Consider the following 18,948-nt stretch of genomic DNA (forward strand, 5'->3'; position numbering starts at 1 on the left):
GGCGCGGTCCCACAGGCATCGGAGACCCCCAGTGTTCGGCAATCTTTCCGACCGTTTGACCCAGTCCTTCCGCGACCTGCGTTCGCGAGGCGTCCTCACCGAGTCCGACGTCGACCAGGCGATCTCGCAGATCCGACGGGCCCTCATCGACGCCGACGTCGCGCTGCCCGTCGTCCGGCAGTTCACCTCGGACGTGCGCGAGAAGGCCTACGGGGCCGCGCGCTCGAAGGCCCTCAACCCCGGTCAGCAGGTCGTGAGGATCGTCCACGACGAGCTCGTCGAGATGCTCGGCGGCCAAACCCGGGAGCTGGTCTTCGCCGATCGAGGACCCACCGTGTTCATGCTCGCCGGCCTCCAGGGCGCCGGCAAGACGACCCTCGCCGGCAAGCTCGGCAAGTGGCTGCGCGAGGAGGGCAAGACGGTCCTCCTCGTCGCCTCCGACCTCCAGCGCCCCAACGCCGTCCAGCAGCTCCAGGTCGTCGGCGAGCGCGCCGGCGTCAAGGTGTGGGCGCCCGAACCGGGCAACGGCGTCGGCGATCCCGTCGAGGTCGCCCGCAGCGGCGTCGACTTCGCGCGCCAATCCGGCATCGACATCGTCGTCGTCGACACCGCCGGGCGACTCGGCGTCGACGAGGAGATGATGGCCCAGGCCGTCGCGATCCGCCAGGCCGTCGACCCGCACGAGGTGATGTTCGTCCTCGACGCCATGGTCGGCCAGGACGCGGTCCAGACCGCCTCGGCCTTCCGCGACGGCGTCGGATTCACCGGTGTCGTCCTGTCGAAGCTCGACGGCGACGCCCGAGGCGGCGCCGCCCTGTCCGTGCGCGGCGTCACCGGGGCCCCGATCCTCTTCGCCTCCACCGGCGAGGGCCTCGACGACTTCGAGCGCTTCCACGCCGATCGCATGGCCGGGCGCATCCTCGACATGGGCGACGTCCTGACGCTCATCGAGCAGGCCGAGAAGCGCATGGACGCGGCCGAGGCGGAGAAGGTCGCCGCCAAGGCGATGGCCGGCCAGCTCACCCTCGAGGACTTCCTCTCCCAGCTTCAGCAGATCCGCAAGATGGGGTCGATGAAGAAGATGCTCGGGATGATCCCAGGAGCCGCTCAACTGCGCGACCAGATCGACAACTTCGACGAGCGGGAGGTCGACCGGGCCGAGGCGATCATCCGATCGATGACCCCCGCCGAGCGCCGGGACACCTCGCTCCTCAACGGCTCCCGCCGCCAGAGGATCGCCCGCGGGTCGGGCATGACGGTCGCCGACGTCAACGGCCTCGTCAAAAGGTTCGAGGCCGCCCGCGACATGATGGGGCAGATGGGCCAGGCCGGCGGGAGGATCCCCGGCATGGGGTCCCTGCCCGGATCCGGCGGGAAGGCCAAGCAGAAGGCCAACGCCCGCAAGGCCAAGGCCGCTCAGGCGAAGGTCAAGAAGGCCGCCCGCTCGGGCAACCCCGCCAAGCGCAAGCAGCAGGAGCTCGAAGCCCTCCTGCCCCAGGAGCACCGGTCCTCCTCCGCGGCCGGGTCGGCGTTCGGGGCCGCGCCCGATCCCTCCCCGCGCCCCACCGTCGACGACCTGCCCGACGACGTCAAGCGGCTCCTGGGCGGCATGAGGTGATCTTCGCCGGCCGGATGCTGTGGTCCCCGGAACCGGATGCCGACGCCGAGTGGACGAGCGGGTCCTGGCGGATCGGGGCGACGGGGATCCACCGGTGCGACAGCGACGCGCCCGCCGACCTCACGGGGTACGCGATCCCCGGGCTCGTCGACTCCCACTGTCATCTCGGCATCGGACCCGAAGGCCCCGCGGGGCCCGACGCGCGGCGGGCTCACGCCGAGGCGACGGTCCGCTCGGGCGTCCTCGCCGTGCGGGACTGCGGCTCCCCGGTCGACTGCTCGGACCTCGAGGACCTGACAGTCGCCCCTCGGATCATCAGCGCGGGCAGGCACATCGCGCGTCCGCGCCGCTACATCCGCGACCTGCCGATCGAGGCCGAGAAGCCCGCGGACCTGCCCCGCCTCGTCGCCGAGCAGGCCGCCTCCCACCCGTGGATCAAGATCGTCGGCGATTGGATCGACCGGTCGAACGGGGCCGACTCGGATCTCGATCCGCTGTGGCCGCGCGAGGTGCTCATCGACGCCGTCGCCGCCGCTCACGACGCGGGCGCCCGCGTCGCCGTCCACTCCTTCGGGCGCCGCACCGTCGACGACCTCCTCTCCGCCGGGGTCGACGACATCGAGCACGCCACCGGCATGGACGAGGACCAGGCCGCGGAGGCCGCGGCCCGAGGCGTCCTCGTCACCCCGACCCTCCTCCAGGTCGAGCTCTTCTCGGACTTCGCCGACCAGGCGGGAGCGAAGTACCCGGTGTACGCGCGCACGATGCGGGAGATGCACGCCCTGCGCCGGGAGCACTTCGCGATGCTCGTCGACTCGGGCGTCCGCCTCCTCATGGGGACCGACTCGGGCGGCTACCAGGAGCACGGGACGATCCTGCGGGAGATGAGACTGTGGCGCGAGCGCGGACTGCCCGCCGGGGACGTCCTCGACGCCGCGACGTGGAGGACGCGCCGCGAGCTCGGGCTCCCCGCGCTCCACGAGGGCGCGCCGGCGGACCTCGTCGTCCTCGCCGACGATCCCGCGGAGCGGCTCGACGCCCTCGCCGCCCCCACCGCGATCATCGCGCGAGGGGCACCCCTCGCCTCCGCGTGAGCGATCCCACGCCCCCCGGACCCGCCGAGGGGCTCCGATGATTGGGGAAAACCGCCCCCGCATGGCAGAATTCCCCTGTACTCGCCCGTCCGGGGACCCTCTCGCCCCATTCGGACGCGTCCCGGGATGATCGCCGACCCGTGTTCCCACCTCGTCGGCGAGAGCCCCACATCAATCACGAAACAGGAGTGACCACACCAGTGGCAGTTCGCATCCGTCTCAAGCGCGTCGGCAAGATCCACGCCGCCGCATACCGTGTCGTCGTCGTCGACTCGCGCAAGAAGCGCGATGGTCGCGTCATCGAGGAGATCGGCGTCTACGACCCCCAGCCGAACCCGTCGACGATCCGCATCGACTCCGACCGCGCCCAGTACTGGCTCGGCGTCGGCGCCCAGCCCTCCGACCAGGTCCGCAACCTGCTCGTGCTGACCGGCGACATCGCCAAGTTCAACGGCAAGGCCGATGCCGTCTCGCGCGTCCTCGTCTCCGAGGCCGACAAGGCGGCCCAGGCCGCCGAGGCCGTCAAGGCCGCCGAGTCCGCCGCTGAGAAGTCGAAGGCCGCCGCCTCCGCGAAGAAGGCCGAGGAAGAAGCCGCGAAGAAGGCCGAGGAGGAGGCCGCCGCCTCCGCCGAGTCCGACGACGAGGCCTCCGAAGACGCCGGCGAGGACGCCTGAGCATGCTCGCCGACGCGTTGGAGCACCTCGTCAGCGGCATCGTCGACCATCCCGAGGACGTCCGCGTCTCGACCAGGTCGATGCGCCGTGGCCAACTGCTCGAGGTCAGGGTCAATCCCGAGGACCTCGGTCGGGTCATCGGGCGCGGAGGGCGCACCGCCCGCGCGCTCCGCACCGTGATTGGTGCCCTGTCGACGCGAGGCCCCGTCCGGGTCGACGTCGTCGATACCGATCGCGAGTGACGCGTCTTCGACACGCCGTCATCAAGGGAGGGATCCGGTCCGCCGGGTCCCTCCCTTCGGCCATCGCCAGTCCCTCCCACCCCATCCGCTCCCCATTGAAAGGCCCTCCATGCAGCTCACGGCCGCAGTGATCGGACCCGCCCACGGCCTGCGCGGCGAAGTCGTCCTCGACGTCCGCTCCGACGACCCCTCCGTCCTTCGGCTCGGGGCACTCCTCGAGACCGACCTGCCCGGAACGCCGTCCCTCGAGATCGCCTCCTCGCGCGTGCACAAGGGCCGCATGCTCGTCCGCTTCGTCGGCGTCGAGACCCGCGAGGGAGCCGAAGCCCTGCGCGGGGCGGCGCTCCTCGTCGACGAGCACCACGAGGAGGACGCCTGGTACCCGCATCAGCTCGAAGGGCTGGCGGTCGTCGCCCCGAGCGGGGAGGGGCTCGGTGTCGTCACCGGCCTCCAACCGGGCGCGGCCCAGGACCTCCTCCTCGTCAGAGCCCCCTGCGGGGAGGACGTCATGGTCCCGTTCGTCCGGGCCCTCGTCCCCGAGGTCGATATCGAGGGCGGACGGATCGTCGTCGACGCGCCCCCCGGGCTCTTCGACGCCGCCGACGTCGACGCGGGGGATCGCGGGGCCCGCTGATGCGCATCGACCTGGTGACGATCTTCCCCCAGTACTTCACCGCCCTCGACCTGTCCCTCATCGGCCGCGCCGGCCAATCCGGTCTCCTCGACCTGCGCGTTCACGACCTGCGCGGATGGACGACCGACCGGCACCACAGCGTCGACGACGCCCCCTACGGGGGAGGGGCCGGGATGGTCATGCGCCCCGACGTATGGGGCCGGGCCCTCGATGAGGTCCTCGCCCAGGACCCCAGGGTCGACGAGGCGTCGACCCTGGGGGCGCGCCGCGTCTTGGCGATCCCGACCCCGTCGGGCTCCCCCCTCACTCAGGCGATGGCCGAGGACCTGGCCGGCGCCGACCACCTCGTCGTCGCCTGCGGGCGCTATGAGGGCATCGATCAGAGGGTCGCCGACTACTACCGGGACGCTGGGCGCGAGGTCGTCGAGTACTCGATCGGCGACTACGTCCTCAACGGGGGGGAGGCCGCCGCCCTCGTCCTCGTCGAAGCCGTCACCCGGCTCCTCGACGGGTTCATGGGGAACCCGGAGTCCCTCGTCGAGGAGTCCCACTCGGCGGGGATCCTCGAGTATCCCGCGTACACCCGTCCCCGCTCGTGGCGCGGACTCGAGGTGCCCGAGGTCCTCCTGGGAGGGGATCACGGGGCCATCCGCAGATGGCGCCAGGAGCGCGCGATCGACCGCACGGTCGAGCGCCGGCCCGATCTCGTCGAGGCCCTGCCGGCCCGGCTCCTCGACGGCGCCGCGCGCGAGCACCTCGCCTCACGAGGCTACGCGGCCGCGGAGACCGGGGCGCGCCCCCTGGCGATCCGCCCCGCCCGCCCCGACGAGGCCCCCCGGATCGCCGCCCTGGCCCGTCGAACCTTCCCCCTGGCCTGCCCGGACTCCCTGCCGGCCGAGGCCATCGAGGACTTCTGCCGTACCGAGCTGTCCGACGAGTCCTTCGATCAGATGCTCGCCGATCCCGCCGCTCACCGCATCCTCGTCGCCCAGGTCGACGCGGACCTCGTCGGCTACACCCTGACGGTCCTGTCGGGGCCCCGCGGACTGCCCGATGGACTCGTGGGCGGGCGGATCGCGCCCGGCGCCGCCTACCTGTCGAAGTGCTACGTCGACGAGGCGTGGCACGGGTCGGGGATCGCCGGCGCCCTCCTCGAGGAGGCGGTCGTCGACGTCGAGAGGACCGGTGCGGCCTCCCAGATCGTCTTGGGGACGAACGAGGCGAACACGAGGGCCCAGCGCTTCTACCGGCGCCACGGCTTTTCCCGCGCCGGGAGACGGGTCTTCGTCGTCGGCGGCGTCGAGAACCGCGACGTCGTCCTCGTGCGCAAACTCACGACCGCCGTCCCGCGGTGAGGCGGGAGCGGGCTCGGCCGGAGGACTCGGATGTGGCACACTGAGGAGGTCCGATCGGGCGCGGCGGATCCTGCCGCAGGGGGACGCCGGTGCGTCCGAGAGGAGCCGATCACGCAGGCCCCGAGCCTGCCGAATCCGGCGCGACTGACCTGCGGCAGGTGCGTCAAGGAGTAACAATGCAGAAGCTGGACGCAGTCGACGCGGCAGCCATCCGTGATGACGTCCCCGCGTTCCGCGCGGGCGACACCGTCAAGGTGCACGTCAAGGTCATCGAGGGCAGCCGGTCTCGTATCCAGATCTTCCAGGGCGTCGTCATCGCCCGCCGCGGCCACGGCGTGTCCGCCACGTTCACGGTCCGCAAGGTGTCCTTCGGCGTCGGAGTCGAGCGCACGTTCCCGGTCAACGCCCCCACGATCGACCATATCGAGGTCGTCACCAAGGGCGATGTCCGTCGGGCGAAGCTCTACTACCTGCGCAATCTTCACGGCAAGGCTGCGAAGATCAAGGAGCACCGCTCGGGCAGCGCGGAGTGACCCTTCGGCACTGACCGGCGCGGGCCCGGTCCCGTCAAGGGGCCGGGCCCGCCGCTTCGCCCGCCCCCACCAGACGATCAGGAGGAACATGGTCGAGCGACGAGGAGACAACGACCGGAGTGACAGCCCCGGCCCCCTGCATGCGCCCTCGATCGCGGACCTCGATCGGCTCCACGCGGCCGAGCGCACGGGCCCGGGAGCCTGGATCCGCGAGGCCGCGACGATCGTCGTCATCGCCCTGGTCATCTCGACTCTCCTGCGCGCTTTCGTCGTCCAGGTCTTCTGGATCCCCTCGCCGTCGATGAACCCGACCCTCGTCGAGAACGACCGGATCGCCGTCAATCGCGTCGACGCGTTGACCGGCAGCATCGAAAGGGGCGACGTCGTCGTCTTCGACGACGAACTCGGATGGCTGCCGCCGGCCTCGGGCTCGGAGACGACCATCGGGCGCTGGGCATCGGCCGTGGGCGAGTTCCTCGGCCTCGTCCCGGCCAACGGGGAGCAGACCCTCGTCAAGCGCGTCATCGGGGTCGGCGGCGACCGTGTCCAGTGCTGCGGGGACGGCGGGCGGCTGATGGTCAACGGGGAGCCCATCGACGAGCCGTACGTCGCGGACGGGCAGGCCCCCTCCCTCATCGAATTCGACGTCACCGTGCCCGAGGCAGCGGTGTGGGTCATGGGCGACAACCGCTCGAATTCCGCGGATTCCCGCTACCATATGGGTCCGGGGGAGACTCCCTACGTCTCGGTCGACGCGATCGTCGGCACCGTCGCCGCCGTGATCTGGCCCTTCGGCCATTGGGCGTCGGGCCTGAACGATCCCGGGCCCTTCTCGAGCGTCCCGGAGCCCAGATGACGACGGCGTCGCGTCGGGACGAACTGCTCCTCGCGCGCGACTGGGGGATCGTCGCCGGAATGGACGAGGTCGGCCGCGGGGCCTTGGCGGGGCCCGTCGCGGTCGGCGTCGCGCTCGTCGACGGGACGTGCGCGGACCCACCGGAGGGGCTGACGGATTCGAAGGCGCTGACCGCGCGGGCGCGAGCCCGGATCGAGCCCCGGGTGCGCGCGTGGGTCCTCGACTGCGCGGTCGGATGGGCGTCCCCCGGGGAGATCGACCGATGGGGGATCATCGCGGCGCTCAGGACCGCGGGGCTGCGGGCCCTGGCCGAGGTCGTCGGGAGGGGGAGGACCCCCGGGGGCGTCCTCCTCGACGGATCCCACGACTGGCTCTCCCCGCCCGAGGATCTGCTCGCCGGGCCGCGCGGCGGCCCTGAAGCGCCGGTCCTGTCGCCGTTCGACGTCGTCACGCGGGTCAAGGCCGATGCGTCCTGCGCGGTCGTCGCGGCGGCCTCGGTGATCGCCAAGGAGGCGCGGGACGCGCATATGCGCGCCCTGGAGGACCCGGGCTACGACTGGGCGCATAACGTCGGCTACGCGTCGCCGGCGCATATCGCGGGACTGGCGGGCCTGGGGGCCTGCCGGGAGCACCGCAGGTCGTGGAGGCTGCCGGGGGTGACGGGCCATGCCGGGGCCCGTGGTGCGCAACCGGGGCGGAAGAAGGGATGATGGTCGGGTGAATGAGGATATTGAAGGCTACGAGAACACCCTCGAGCTCGAGCTGTTCCGCGAGTACCGCGACGTCATCGGCCTGTTCAAGTACGTCGTCGAGACCGAGAGGCGCTTCTACCTGTGCAACCAGGTCGATGTGCAGGCCCGTCCCGTCGGCGGCGACGTCTTCTTCGAGCTCTCGTTGACGGACGCGTGGGTGTGGGACATCTACCGGTCGTCGCGCTTCGTGCGCTCGGTGCGAGTCATCACCTACAAGGACGTCAACGTCGAGGAGCTGTCCAAGCCGGAGCTCGACATCCCCTGAGCCGGCGCAGCCCCATCCACAGGCGACCGGCGCCCTCGGCCCTCCACAGGGCGGGGGCGCCTCCTGGTCGCCGGGGCCGGATGCGCGCCACGCTGGCCCCGGAGGTGATCCGGATGAAGGACATCAGGCGCGACCTGGGACTGGCGGGGGAGGACACGGCTGCCGCCGTCGTCGACGAGGCCGGGCTGACGGTGCTCGGGCGGAACTGGCGCGACGGCAGGCGGGGGGAGATCGATCTGATCGCCGCCGATCCGGCCTCGGGAACCATTGTCGTCATCGAGGTCAAGACGCGCGTCGGCAATCGGCTCGGCTCCGCCCTTGAGGCCGTCGACTCGCGCAAGCTCCGGCGCCTGAGAGGGCTCGGGGGCGCCTGGCTCCGGGCCACCGGGACTCGGGCGAGGGCGCGGGTCGACGCCATCGCCATCACGGTGCCGGACCGGGCCAGCGCGCGGCGGGCCGTCGCCGACCGGATGACGGATCTGCGCGAATGCGGGGCCCGCATCGACTGGGTCGAGGGGCTGTCGTGAGCGCCGACGCGCTGGCGGTCGCCCGAAGCGTCGCGCTCATCGGATTAGAGGGCGCACTCGTCGACGTCGAGACCCACGTCGGGCGGGGCATGGTCGCCTTCACCCTCGTCGGCCTGCCCGACGCCTCGCTGCGCGAGTCCAAGGAGCGCGTCCGCTCCGCCCTCCAGTCGTGCGGTCTGGAGGTCCTCGACTCGAGGGTCACCGTCAATCTCTCGCCGGCTGGACTGCCCAAATCCGGTTCGGGGTTCGACGCGGCGATCGCCGCGTCTGTCCTCATCGCCGCGGGGAGCCTGCCGCCCGGACCGTTCGACGGGGCGGTCCTCATCGCCGAGCTGGGACTGGACGGGTCGATGAGGCCCGTCCGCGGGATCCTCCCCGCCCTGATCGCCGCCAGGTCGCAGGGGATCGATCGGGCCGTCGTCGCCTCCGACGGCGTCGACGAGGCCGCGCTGATCCCCGGGATGGACGTCGTCGGATTCGACCACCTCGCCGACCTCGTCGCCTGGGCGGGTGGGAAGGCGGCGCGCCCGAGGGCCAGAGGATCCCGATCGGCTCCGGCGGCCGAACCGGCCCGGAGAACTCCGGAGGAACGAGGGGCCGCCAGTGATCTGGCCGATGTGCGCGGTCAGAACGAGGCGATCGGGGCTCTCGAGGTCGCCGCCGCGGGCGGCCACCATCTCTTCCTCGTCGGAGAGCCCGGTGCGGGTAAGACGATGCTCGCCTCCCGCCTCGTGACGATCCTGCCGGAGCTCGACGACGCGACGGCCCTGACCTCGACCTCACTCCACTCCCTCGCCGGGGAGCTGGGGACCACGCGGCTGATCCGCAGGCCCCCGCTGCAGGCCCCCCATCACTCGGCGACGATGGCCTCCCTCATCGGCGGCGGGACGTCGGTGATCCTGCCGGGAGCGGCCTCCCTGGCCCATGGCGGCGTTCTTCTCCTCGACGAGGCCGCAGAGTTCTCCCCCTCGGTGCTCGACGCGCTGCGGCAACCGCTTGAGGACGGGGAGATCACGATCCACCGGTCGAAGATCCGGGCCCGGTACCCGGCGAAGTTCCAGCTCGTCCTCGCCTCGAATCCGTGCCCGTGCGGGGGATCGACGCGGGCGCGCCCGTGTACGTGCTCCTCCCTGGCCCGGCGTCGTTACATGTCGCGCCTGTCCGGGCCGCTCCTCGATCGCATCGACATCACCGTCGCCATGCGCGCCCCCACTCGGGCGGACCTCGCCGTCGGCCCGGGACCGTCATCGGCCCAGGTGCGCGAGAGGGTATCGGCCGCGAGGCAGAGGGCTCGACATCGGCTCGCCTCCACCCCGTGGAGGGTCAACGCCGAGTTGCCGGGCCGGTGGCTGAGAACCGAATCGGGGATCGATCCGAGGATCGTCGACTCCCTCGACCGGGCGGTCGACCGGGGGACCGTGTCGATGCGCGGCGCCGACCGGGTCCTGCGCCTCATGTGGACCCTCGCCGATCTCGACGGCCGCCCCGCCCCCGATCAGTGCGACGTGGCGCGCGCCCTTCAACTGAGAACAGGAGGACCCCATGGGGATCTGTGACGAGGCGACGCGGCGCGCCGCGTGGTGGACGGGCATCATCGAGCCGGACGACCCCTACGCCCACGCGCTCCGCCTGGCGCTGGGGGACGAGCGGGCGCGCCGGTGGGCGCAGGCCCCTGAGCCCGGCCCCCTGCCGGATTCGCTCACCGGCCCCGGGAGGGACTGGGCGGGCGCATGGGCCCGGTGGCATCCCCGGTGCTCCGGATGGGACGTCGATGCCGAACTCGAGGGGGCCGAGCGACGGGGGATCCGGGTGGTCGCCCGGGATGATCCCGAGTGGCCGGAGGCCCTCGACCTGCTCGGCGCGCATGCGCCGGCGGCCCTCTGGGTCCGGGGCCGGATCCCGCGCCGGCCGTCGGTGTCGATCGTCGGCGCGCGGGCCGCCACGCAGGCGGGCATCAGGACGGCCCGGGACCTCGCGTTCGAACTGTCCGATCGAGGCCGCGTCGTCGTCTCCGGCGGGGCCTTCGGCATCGACATCGCCGCGCACCGCGGGGCCCTCGACGCCGGCGCCCCGACTGTCGCCGTCATGGCCGGCGGCCTGGCGAACCCCTATCCGAAGGCCCACGTCGACGACTTCACGAGGATCGTCGATTCCGGCGGGGCTCTCGTCTCGGAGGTTCCTCCGTCCTGGCGCCCCGCCGCCTGGCGGTTCCTCGGGCGCAACCGCGTGATCGCCGCCTGGGGCGCGGGCACGGTCGTCGTCGAGGCCGGGGAGAGGTCGGGGGCCCTGGCGACGGCCAGGCGCGCGCTCGATCTGGGACGGCCCGTCGGGGCCGTTCCGGGCCCCCTCTCGTCCCACGCCTCGAAGGGGTGTCATGCGCTGATGCGCAACGGCGCGGAACTCATCCGGGACGCGGACGACGTCGTCGAGATGATCGACCCGATCGGGGCCGGCGCTCAGGGGGCCCTCTTCTCCTCGCCCGTCGAGGAGGACCACGGGGCGCATGCCTTGGAGGCGGGCCAGCGCCGCGTGTGGGAGGCCCTTCCCGTGCGTGCTCGCGCGGGGCTGTCGGCGCTGGCCCGCTCCTCGGGGCTGTCGGAGCGCGAGGTCCTCGTGGCCCTCGCCGGCCTCGAACTCGCCGGGTGGGTCGTCTCCGACTCATCGGGATGGCGGAGGAGGCGGGTAGCATGACGGACATGCGCGAGTCCAGCCCCTACGAGCAGTGGCTCGACCACCTCGAGCACTCCCGAGGGCTGTCCGAGCACACGGTGCGGGCCTACGGGTCGGATGTCCTGTCCCTGCTCGAGTCCCTCGGCCCGGGAGGGGGGGCGACGGCGGAGGACCTGCGCTCCCTCGTCCGCCCGCGGGCCCTGCGATCATGGCTCTCGGCCCGGGCCGCGACCGGGGCCTCGCGGTCCTCGCTGTCGCGTCAGACCTCGTCGATCCGAAGTTTCTGCTCTTGGGCGAAGGATCACGGGATCCTCGATAAGGACCCCTCGCTGGTCCTCATGTCGGCGCGGCCCGACCAGCGCCTCCCGCGCGTCATCGACGAGGACGATGCCGCCATGCTCCTCGACCATGCGCGCGCCCGATCCGTCGACGGACCCGTCGCCCTGAGGGACTGGGCGATCCTGGAGACGATCTACGCGACCGGGATCCGCGTCGCCGAACTGTGCTCCCTCGACACGGGCTCGATCGACACGGCGTCGGCGACGCTACGGGTCGTCGGCAAGGGAGATAAGGAGCGGACCGTGCCCTTCACCGACGAAGCCGGGCGAGCCCTTGGGGCGTGGATGGAGCGGGGCCGTCCGGCGCTGCTCGGCGCCTCGTCGGGGTGCGCCCTCTTCCTGGGCCGGCGCGGGGGGAGGATCGACCAGAGGATCGTGCGGACGATGATCCACCGGATGTGCGCGATCGCGGGCGTGCGCGATCTCGCCCCCCATGCGCTGCGCCACACGACGGCGACCCACCTCCTTCAGGGAGGCGCCGATCTGCGCGCCGTCCAGGAGATCCTCGGTCACTCCTCCCTGCGGACGACCCAGCGCTACACCCATGTCGATGCGGGGCGGCTCTCATCGGTCTACCGTCAGGCCCACCCGCGGGCATGACCGATCAGGCGCTCGCTCGGCGCGCAGTTCGGTGAGCGCGAGGAAACGGCGGGCGACGTAGCGATCACGCGCTCGCTCGGCGCGGAGGGCCCGTCCGCGCCGGCCGATCCGCGTGAGGGCCCCTGATCCAAGAGGGGGGACGACCCCGTCCGGCGGGATCGGGGACGAGTCCGCCCCGCCGTCCCACGGCTTGAGGTGGGCCGGGCCGGTGAGCATCCGCAGGGGATCGATATAGCGCTTCGGACCGGTTCTCGCGCCCCAATGAAGGGGGCCGGGATCGTGTCCGGGCTCGACGACGGCGATCGGCCGGCCGGCCGCCACGTCCTCGCCGACTGCGACGAGGGGGAGGACGGGTTCGAAGGACGACGTGACCGAGCCGTGATCGATGGCGACGACGCCGCGGTCGACGATCCGTCCGGCGACGGTCACGGTGCCCGGGGCGGGGGCGACGATGAGGCTCCCGATCGGGGCCGCCAGATCGACTCCCCGGTGGCCGGGGAGCCAGTCGCGCGCCGGGGGGAGGAAAGCCCGGGTCACGGGCACCGGCCCGGAGGTGGGCCACCGCCACGTCGGATCGTGGACCGGCGCCGCCGACGAGCAGTAGGCGCGCGCTCCTACCGCGAGGAGGCAGGAGGCCGCGAGGACGGGGAGGACTCGATGACGGAGGAAGGCCATGCGCCGAGCCTGGTCGCCCCCGTCCGTCGACGCGACTGCGCAAGAGGTGGGCTGTGGACGGCGGGACGGGACGGCCCCCTGTGGACGAGCGCGGAGAGGAGCGTCACATCCTCGTCGATCGGAGCCGATACCGACGTGGTCTAAACTACTGGGGCACCCGTTCGCGCGGGTGACTTCGCGTGCCATTTCCGCGTCCCCCGTCATCGGCGGTTCGGGCGCGGGGCGCGGCGCCGCGGTCCTTTAGTTAGGAGGCGCCGGTCATGGCACTAGGGCCCGAACCGGGGCTTCCGGCCGGGCGTCAACCCAATATCACGGGGCGTCGAGCCCCGAAGATCCCGCGGAAGCGGGGGAAGGACGATGCAATGGCAGTCGTCACCATGCGCCAGCTCCTGGAGTCCGGCGTCCACTTCGGCCACCAGACCCGACGCTGGAACCCGAAGATGAAGCGCTTCATCCTCACCGAGCGCAACGGCATCTACATCATCGACCTGCAGCAGACGATCGCCGATATCGACATCGCCTACGACTTCGTCAAGCAGACGGTCGCCCACGGCGGGATCATCCTCTTCGTCGGCACGAAGAAGCAGGCCCAGGAGGCCGTCGCCGAGCAGGCGCAGCGCGTCGGCATGCCCTACGTCAACCACCGTTGGCTCGGCGGCATGCTCACCAACTTCAACACGGTCTCCAAGCGCCTCCAGCGCATGAAGGAGCTCGAGCAGATCGACTTCGAGGACGTCGCCGCCTCCGGCCACACCAAGAAGGAACTCCTGATGATGAGCCGTGAGAAGGACAAGCTCACGCGCACCCTCGGCGGCATCCGCGACATGGTCAAGGTCCCCTCGGCCGTGTGGATCGTCGATCCGAAGAAGGAGCACCTGGCCGTCTCCGAGGCCCGCAAGCTCAACATCCCGATCGTCGCGATCCTCGACACCAACGCCGACCCCGACGAGGTCGACTACCGGATCCCCGGCAACGACGACGCGATCCGCGCCGTCGCCCTGCTGACCCGCGTCATCGCCGACGCCGTCGCCGACGGCCTCCTCGCCCGCTCCGAGGCCCGCAAGCCCTCGGGCGAGCAGGCCGACGCCGCCGCCGAGCCGCTGGCCGAGTGGGAGCGCGAGCTCCTGGCCGGCGACTCCGCCGAGCAGGCCGACGCCGCCCCCGAGCAGCCGGCCGCCGAGGCCCCCGCCCAGGACTGACTCCACTTCCAGGAAGGAACACCGTAATGGCGAACTTCACCGCCGCCGACGTCAAGGCGCTGCGCGAGCAGACCGGCGCCGGCATGATGGACGTTAAGAAGGCCCTGACCGAGGCCGACGGAGACGCCGAGAAGGCGCTCGAGATCATCCGCCTCAAGGGCCTCAAGTCCCTGTCCAAGCGCGAGGGCCGCTCGGCCTCCGCCGGCCTCCTGGCCGCCCAGAGCGCCGATGGCGTGGGCGTCCTCGTCGAGGTCAACTCCGAGACCGATTTCGTCGCGAAGAACCAGAAGTTCATCGACTTCGCGACCGAGGTCCTCGCTGCGGCCGTCGCCTCCGGCGCCGCCGACGTCGAGACCCTCCTGGCCGCCCCCATGGGCGACAGCACCGTTCAGGATCAGCTCAACTCGATGGCCGCGGTCATCGGCGAGAAGCTCCAGATCGGCCGGGTCGTGCGCGTCGAGGGCGAGAACGTCGACCTCTACCTGCACCAGACCAGCCCGGACCTGCCCCCGCAGGTTGGTGTCTTCGTCGCCACCGATGCCGCGGGAGCCCCCGTCGCCCACGACATCGCGATGCACGTCGCCGCCTACATGCCGCTCTACCTCGACCGCGAGCACGTTCCCGCGGACGTCCTCGAGAAGGAGCGGGCGACCCTGGAGAAGATCACCCTCGAAGAGGGCAAGCCCGAGCACATCGTCGGCAAGATCGTCGACGGGCGCATCGAGGCCTTCTTCAAGGACAACTGCCTGGTCGACCAGGCATTCGCCCGCGACCCCTCGAAGTCCGTCGGCAAGGTCCTCGACGAGGCCGGCGCGAAGGTCACCGACTTCGTGCGCGTCCACGTCGGAGCCTGACCCGCCGTCATGGCCCCGCCCGCATTGGGCGGGGCCATTACGCTGTTCAGATAACACCGTCCTCACGAACCACCGAGAAGGGAACCCCATGACCACCAACCGACGCGTCCTCCTCAAACTCTCCGGAGAGGCCTTCGGCGGCGGCGCCGTGGGGCTGGACCCCGCAGTGGTGCGCAGCGTCGCCCAGCAGATCGCCGAGGCCGTTCGCCAGGGCGTCGAGGTCGCCATCGTCGTCGGCGGCGGCAACTTCTTCCGCGGAGCCCAACTCGCCAAGGCCGGGATGGACCGCGCCCGCGCCGACTACATGGGGATGCTCGGGACCGTGATGAACGCCCTCGCCCTTCAGGACTTCATCGAGCAGGCCGGCGCCGCGGCGCGCGTCCAGTCGGCGATCCAGATGACCCAGGTCGCCGAGCCCTACATCCCGTTGCGCGCGATCCGCCACCTCGAGAAGGGGCGCGTCGTCATCTTCGGCGCCGGAGCGGGAATGCCGTACTTCTCGACCGACACGGTCTCGGCCCAGCGCGCCCTCGAGACCCACTGCGATGAGCTCCTCGTCGCGAAGAACGGCGTCGACGGAGTCTACGACGACGACCCGAACCGCAATCCGCGGGCCCGGCGCTTCGACGAGCTGACCTACTCCGAGGCGCTGACGCGGGACCTCAAGGTCATCGACGCCACCGCCCTGGCCCTGTGCCGTGACAACGGGTTGACGACCAGGATTTTCGGAATGTCCGATCCTGGGAATGTCACGACCGCCCTGCTCGGTGGAACAATCGGTACGCTTGTCACGGCACACGACTGAAACCATAGGAGCCCCAGTGATCGACGATATCCTCCTCGAAGCAGAGGAAAAGATGGACAAGGCCGTCGAGGCCGCCTCCGGCGAATTCGCCAACATCCGCACCGGGCGCGCGACGTCCGGGATGTTCGACCAGCTCCTCGTGGACTACTACGGGTCGCCGACGCCCATGCAGCAGCTCGCGTCCTTCCAGATCCCCGAGGCCCGCACCGTCCTCATCTCGCCCTTCGACCGCACCGCGACCCAGGAGATCCTCAAGACCCTGCGCGAGTCAGACCTGGGCGTCAACCCGACCGACGACGGCAACGTCGTGCGGGTCGTCCTGCCGGCCCTGACCGAGGAGCGCCGTCGCGACTACGTCAAGCAGGCCAAGGGCAAGGCGGAGGACGCCCGGGTCGCCGTGCGCAACGTGCGCCGCAAGGCCAAGGAGTCCCTCGACCGCTTGAAGAAGGACGGCGAGGCCGGCGAGGACGAGGTCGATCGCGCCGAGAAGGCCCTCGAGGCCGCGACCAAGGCGCACACCGATTCCATCGACGCTCTCCTGGCCGCCAAGGAGAGCGAGCTCCTGACGATCTGATGACGACCGAATCCCCCTCCAGCGCGCTGGACCGGATTCTCCACCCCGGTCCGACCCGGGAGGGGGCGGTCCTGTCCTCCACGGGCAGGGCCGGGCGCAATCTGCCGGCCGCGATCACGACGGGCGTCCTGCTCGCATCGGCCGTGGCGATCCCCCTCTTCCTCTTCCGCCCGCTTTTCGTCCTCGTCGTCGTCGCCTTGGCCTGGGCGGCGCTGTGGGAGCTCGGGGGGGCCTTCGCCCGGATGGGCATCGAACTGACGATGGCCCCCCTGTACGTGGGGGCCGTCGGGATGGTCACCTGCGCCTGGACGCTGGGCCCGGAGGCCCTGCTCTTCGCCCTGTACCTCACGGTTTTCGCCGTCATCGCCTGGCGGCTGCTGAGCCCGGGGGCCTCGACCCGGATCATCGACGTCGTCGCCTCGATCTTCGCCGCCGTCTACATCCCCTTCCTCGCCTCTTTCGTCCTCCTCATGCTCGCCAAGACCGGCGACGCACGGGTTCTGGGGGTCTTCATCCTCCTGATCATCGGCAACGACACCGGGGGATGGGCCGCGGGCGTTCTCTTCGGCAAGCACCCGATGGCCCCCCGGCTCTCCCCGAAGAAGTCCTGGGAGGGCTTCTGCGGCTCCGTCGTCGCGACGACGGCGATCGGCGTCGTCGGCATGTGGTGGCTCGGCGGGCGCCCGGCGTGGGGCCTCCTCCTGGGCGTGTGCGGGGCCGTCGTCGGGACGATGGGGGATCTCACGGAGTCCCTCATCAAGCGCGAGGCCGGGCTCAAGGACATGTCGGGCCTGCTGCCCGGCCACGGGGGAGTCCTCGACAGGATCGACGCGATCCTCATGTCGGCGCCCGTCGTCTACATGATCGTCGCGGCAGCGGTGGGAGGGGGCGCATGAGCGTCGAATTCGCCGGAGGGCGCGGTCGGCAGGTGTGGCCCACCGACCAGGCGCCGGAGGGGGCGACGAGCCCGGATGCCAGGCCGGTCCTGTCCTTCGCCGCTAAGAGGCGCGGCAAGGCCCCCGCGCACCTGGCCGACTTCGACCTGGCGGGACGCAAGCGGATCCTCACGGAGGCGGGGTTCCCGGCGTTCCGCGCCGATCAGCTCTCCCGTCACTACTTCGAGCGCTTCACCGCCGATCCCGAGGCCATGAGCGACCTGCCGGCCTCGATGGACGAGACGATCCGCTCGAACCTCCTGCCGGGATTGGTCACCGAGGTGGCCTCCCTGCGGGCCGACCGTGGGCTGACGATCAAGCACCTGTGGGAGCTCTTCGACGGGGCGCGCGTCGAGTCGGTCCTCATGCGCTACCCCGAGCGCACGACCCTGTGCATCTCCTCGCAGGCCGGATGCGGCATGGCCTGCCCGTTCTGCGCGACCGGGCAGATGGGGCTGACCCGGAACCTGTCGACCGCCGAGATCATCGATCAGGTGCGCGAGGCGCAGGTCGCGGCCCGAGATGGGCTGCTCGAGGGCGGGCCGACCCGGCTCTCGAACGTCGTCTTCATGGGGATGGGAGAGCCCCTGGCGAACTACAAGGTCGTCGTGGCGGCCTTGCGCCGACTCATCGACCCTGCGCCCGAGGGCTTCGGGATGTCGGCGCGCAACATCACGGTCTCCACCGTCGGCCTCGTCCCGGCGATCCGCAAACTCGCGGGCGAGGGCATGCCGGTGACCCTCGCGGTGTCCCTCCACGCCCCCGACGACGAGCTGCGCGACGAGCTGATCCCCATCAACTCGCGGTGGAAGGTCGGTGAGCTCCTCGACGCCGCCCGCTCCTACTTCCTCGCGACGGGCCGGCGCGTGTCCATCGAGTACGCGCTGATCCGGGACATGAACGATCAGGAGTGGAGGGCCCGGCTCCTGGCCGACGAGCTCAACGCCCGCGGCCACGGATGGGCGCACGTCAACCCGATCCCCCTCAATCCGACCCCCGGGTCGATCTGGACGGCGTCGACTCGGCGCGCTCAGGACGTTTTCGTCACGACGCTGAGGGACAATGGGATTTCCACGACGATCCGCGATACCCGCGGATCGGACATCGACGGGGCCTGCGGTCAGCTCGCGACCGCGGTCTCCCGCAAGGCCCGTGCCGCGCGCGCGGCACACGACGAGACGGAGCAGGAGACACGATGAGCGAGGCCTTCCCGACCGTGGGATTCTTCCACAAGGGCTACGATCCCGATTCGGTCGACGCCTTCTTCGAGGATGCACGCCGCGCCTACGAGGGGGGCGTGCCCGCCGAGCAGTTCAGCGCCGAGCAGGTCCGCCAGGCGACGTTCACCCTGACGCGCCGCGGCTACCGCATCGACGCCGTCGACTCGGCGATGAACCGCCTGGAGGCGGCCTTCGTCCAGCGGGACCGCGCCGACCATGTCGCGGTCAACGGGGAATCCGCCTGGTACGACCGCGTGGCCGACCGGGCGACGACCCTCTACCCGCGTCTTCAGCGCCCCCGCGGCGAGCGCTTCGCCCATCCCCAGTCGGGACGCGGCTACGCCATCGACGAGGTCGATGATCTCCTCGAGCGCCTCGCCGCCTACTTCGACGACCGGGGGGACATCACCGCCGACGAGATCCGCCAGGCCGTGTTCCAATCGGCCCGCGGATCGAAGGCCTACGCGGAGGGCCCGGTCGACGCCTATCTGGGACGCGCCATCGAGATCCTCCTGGCCGTCGACTGAG

General features: G+C 71.3%; 22 protein-coding genes. 21 read left to right on the forward strand and 1 reads right to left on the reverse strand.

Translation table 11 applies throughout. From position 1 onward, the window contains the following. Nucleotides 1-31: 31 nt before the first annotated feature. The 14 genes from ffh (at nucleotide 32) to M3T53_RS04410 (ending at nucleotide 12,158) form a co-directional block, all read left to right on the forward strand. Nucleotides 32-1,618 carry a signal recognition particle protein gene (gene ffh / locus M3T53_RS04345; RefSeq protein ID WP_272433227.1) on the forward strand — a complete coding sequence of 529 codons (1,587 nt, stop codon included), beginning with the start codon at nucleotides 32-34 and terminating at the stop codon, nucleotides 1,616-1,618. Between the two features lie 14 nt (nucleotides 1,619-1,632). Then, complete coding sequence (locus tag M3T53_RS04350) at nucleotides 1,633-2,712, forward strand: amidohydrolase family protein (RefSeq protein ID WP_272433228.1); 1,080 nt, start codon at nucleotides 1,633-1,635, stop codon at nucleotides 2,710-2,712. Nucleotides 2,713-2,912: 200 nt separating this feature from the next. After that, nucleotides 2,913-3,386, forward strand: a complete 474-nt coding sequence (gene rpsP / locus M3T53_RS04355; protein WP_272433229.1) for a 30S ribosomal protein S16 — start codon at nucleotides 2,913-2,915, stop codon at nucleotides 3,384-3,386. 2 nt (nucleotides 3,387-3,388) lie between these two features. Then, on the forward strand, nucleotides 3,389-3,628 hold the full coding sequence (locus M3T53_RS04360) for an RNA-binding protein (RefSeq protein ID WP_272433230.1): 240 nt from the start codon (nucleotides 3,389-3,391) through the stop codon (nucleotides 3,626-3,628). A gap of 109 nt (nucleotides 3,629-3,737) precedes the next feature. Beyond that, complete coding sequence (gene rimM / locus M3T53_RS04365; RefSeq protein ID WP_272433231.1) at nucleotides 3,738-4,262, forward strand: ribosome maturation factor RimM; 525 nt, start codon at nucleotides 3,738-3,740, stop codon at nucleotides 4,260-4,262. Further along, nucleotides 4,262-5,617 carry a tRNA (guanosine(37)-N1)-methyltransferase TrmD gene (gene trmD / locus M3T53_RS04370; RefSeq protein ID WP_272433232.1) on the forward strand — a complete coding sequence of 452 codons (1,356 nt, stop codon included), beginning with the start codon at nucleotides 4,262-4,264 and terminating at the stop codon, nucleotides 5,615-5,617. The genes rimM and trmD overlap by 1 nt, the downstream gene beginning before the upstream one ends. 176 nt (nucleotides 5,618-5,793) lie before the next feature. Further along, on the forward strand, nucleotides 5,794-6,150 hold the full coding sequence (gene rplS / locus M3T53_RS04375) for a 50S ribosomal protein L19 (protein WP_272433233.1): 357 nt from the start codon (nucleotides 5,794-5,796) through the stop codon (nucleotides 6,148-6,150). 88 nt (nucleotides 6,151-6,238) lie between these two features. Beyond that, nucleotides 6,239-7,006 (forward strand): signal peptidase I, encoded by a 768-nt coding sequence (lepB, locus tag M3T53_RS04380; RefSeq protein ID WP_272433234.1) that lies wholly within the window; start codon nucleotides 6,239-6,241, stop codon nucleotides 7,004-7,006. Then, nucleotides 7,003-7,716, forward strand: coding sequence for a ribonuclease HII (locus M3T53_RS04385; protein WP_272433235.1), 714 nt, complete (start codon nucleotides 7,003-7,005; stop codon nucleotides 7,714-7,716). The genes lepB and M3T53_RS04385 overlap by 4 nt, the downstream gene beginning before the upstream one ends. Before the next feature lie 7 nt (nucleotides 7,717-7,723). After that, complete coding sequence (locus M3T53_RS04390; RefSeq protein WP_272433236.1) at nucleotides 7,724-8,023, forward strand: DUF2469 domain-containing protein; 300 nt, start codon at nucleotides 7,724-7,726, stop codon at nucleotides 8,021-8,023. Between the two features lie 113 nt (nucleotides 8,024-8,136). Beyond that, complete coding sequence (locus M3T53_RS04395; RefSeq protein ID WP_272433237.1) at nucleotides 8,137-8,550, forward strand: YraN family protein; 414 nt, start codon at nucleotides 8,137-8,139, stop codon at nucleotides 8,548-8,550. Then, complete coding sequence (locus M3T53_RS04400) at nucleotides 8,511-10,106, forward strand: YifB family Mg chelatase-like AAA ATPase (protein WP_272433238.1); 1,596 nt, start codon at nucleotides 8,511-8,513, stop codon at nucleotides 10,104-10,106. The genes M3T53_RS04395 and M3T53_RS04400 overlap by 40 nt, the downstream gene beginning before the upstream one ends. After that, nucleotides 10,093-11,241, forward strand: coding sequence for a DNA-processing protein DprA (dprA, locus tag M3T53_RS04405; protein WP_272433239.1), 1,149 nt, complete (start codon nucleotides 10,093-10,095; stop codon nucleotides 11,239-11,241). Before M3T53_RS04400 ends, dprA begins: the two co-directional genes overlap by 14 nt. Next, on the forward strand, nucleotides 11,238-12,158 hold the full coding sequence (locus M3T53_RS04410; RefSeq protein ID WP_272433240.1) for a tyrosine recombinase XerC: 921 nt from the start codon (nucleotides 11,238-11,240) through the stop codon (nucleotides 12,156-12,158). The genes dprA and M3T53_RS04410 overlap by 4 nt, the downstream gene beginning before the upstream one ends. On the opposite strand, the gene M3T53_RS04415 is transcribed toward M3T53_RS04410, so the two are convergent. Next, the gene (locus M3T53_RS04415) at nucleotides 12,123-12,833 is read right to left on the reverse strand and encodes a M23 family metallopeptidase (protein ID WP_272433241.1); all 711 of its coding nucleotides are present in this window, start codon (nucleotides 12,831-12,833) and stop codon (nucleotides 12,123-12,125) included. The two genes, M3T53_RS04410 and M3T53_RS04415, sit on opposite strands and share 36 nt — an antisense overlap. Nucleotides 12,834-13,195: 362 nt before the next feature. On the opposite strand from M3T53_RS04415, the gene rpsB reads away from it, so the two are divergent. The 7 genes from rpsB to M3T53_RS04450 all read left to right on the forward strand — a co-directional run bounded on the left by rpsB (nucleotide 13,196) and on the right by M3T53_RS04450 (nucleotide 18,947). Beyond that, nucleotides 13,196-14,032, forward strand: a complete 837-nt coding sequence (gene rpsB, locus M3T53_RS04420) for a 30S ribosomal protein S2 (protein WP_272433242.1) — start codon at nucleotides 13,196-13,198, stop codon at nucleotides 14,030-14,032. 26 nt (nucleotides 14,033-14,058) lie between these two features. Beyond that, nucleotides 14,059-14,886, forward strand: a complete 828-nt coding sequence (tsf, locus tag M3T53_RS04425) for a translation elongation factor Ts (protein WP_272433243.1) — start codon at nucleotides 14,059-14,061, stop codon at nucleotides 14,884-14,886. Nucleotides 14,887-14,974: 88 nt separating this feature from the next. Beyond that, nucleotides 14,975-15,691, forward strand: a complete 717-nt coding sequence (gene pyrH, locus M3T53_RS04430; protein ID WP_272433244.1) for a UMP kinase — start codon at nucleotides 14,975-14,977, stop codon at nucleotides 15,689-15,691. A gap of 16 nt (nucleotides 15,692-15,707) precedes the next feature. Continuing rightward, nucleotides 15,708-16,265 (forward strand): ribosome recycling factor, encoded by a 558-nt coding sequence (gene frr / locus M3T53_RS04435; protein ID WP_272433245.1) that lies wholly within the window; start codon nucleotides 15,708-15,710, stop codon nucleotides 16,263-16,265. Further along, entirely contained in the window at nucleotides 16,265-17,161 is an 897-nt protein-coding gene (locus M3T53_RS04440; RefSeq protein ID WP_272433246.1) for a phosphatidate cytidylyltransferase, read from the forward strand. The genes frr and M3T53_RS04440 overlap by 1 nt, the downstream gene beginning before the upstream one ends. Further along, complete coding sequence (gene rlmN, locus M3T53_RS04445) at nucleotides 17,158-18,399, forward strand: 23S rRNA (adenine(2503)-C(2))-methyltransferase RlmN (protein ID WP_272433247.1); 1,242 nt, start codon at nucleotides 17,158-17,160, stop codon at nucleotides 18,397-18,399. Before M3T53_RS04440 ends, rlmN begins: the two co-directional genes overlap by 4 nt. Continuing rightward, on the forward strand, nucleotides 18,396-18,947 hold the full coding sequence (locus M3T53_RS04450; RefSeq protein ID WP_272433248.1) for a DivIVA domain-containing protein: 552 nt from the start codon (nucleotides 18,396-18,398) through the stop codon (nucleotides 18,945-18,947). The genes rlmN and M3T53_RS04450 overlap by 4 nt, the downstream gene beginning before the upstream one ends. Nucleotide 18,948: the final 1 nt, after the last annotated feature.

Source organism: Actinomyces sp. B33 (assembly GCF_028437565.1).
Taxonomy (GTDB): domain Bacteria; phylum Actinomycetota; class Actinomycetes; order Actinomycetales; family Actinomycetaceae; genus Pauljensenia.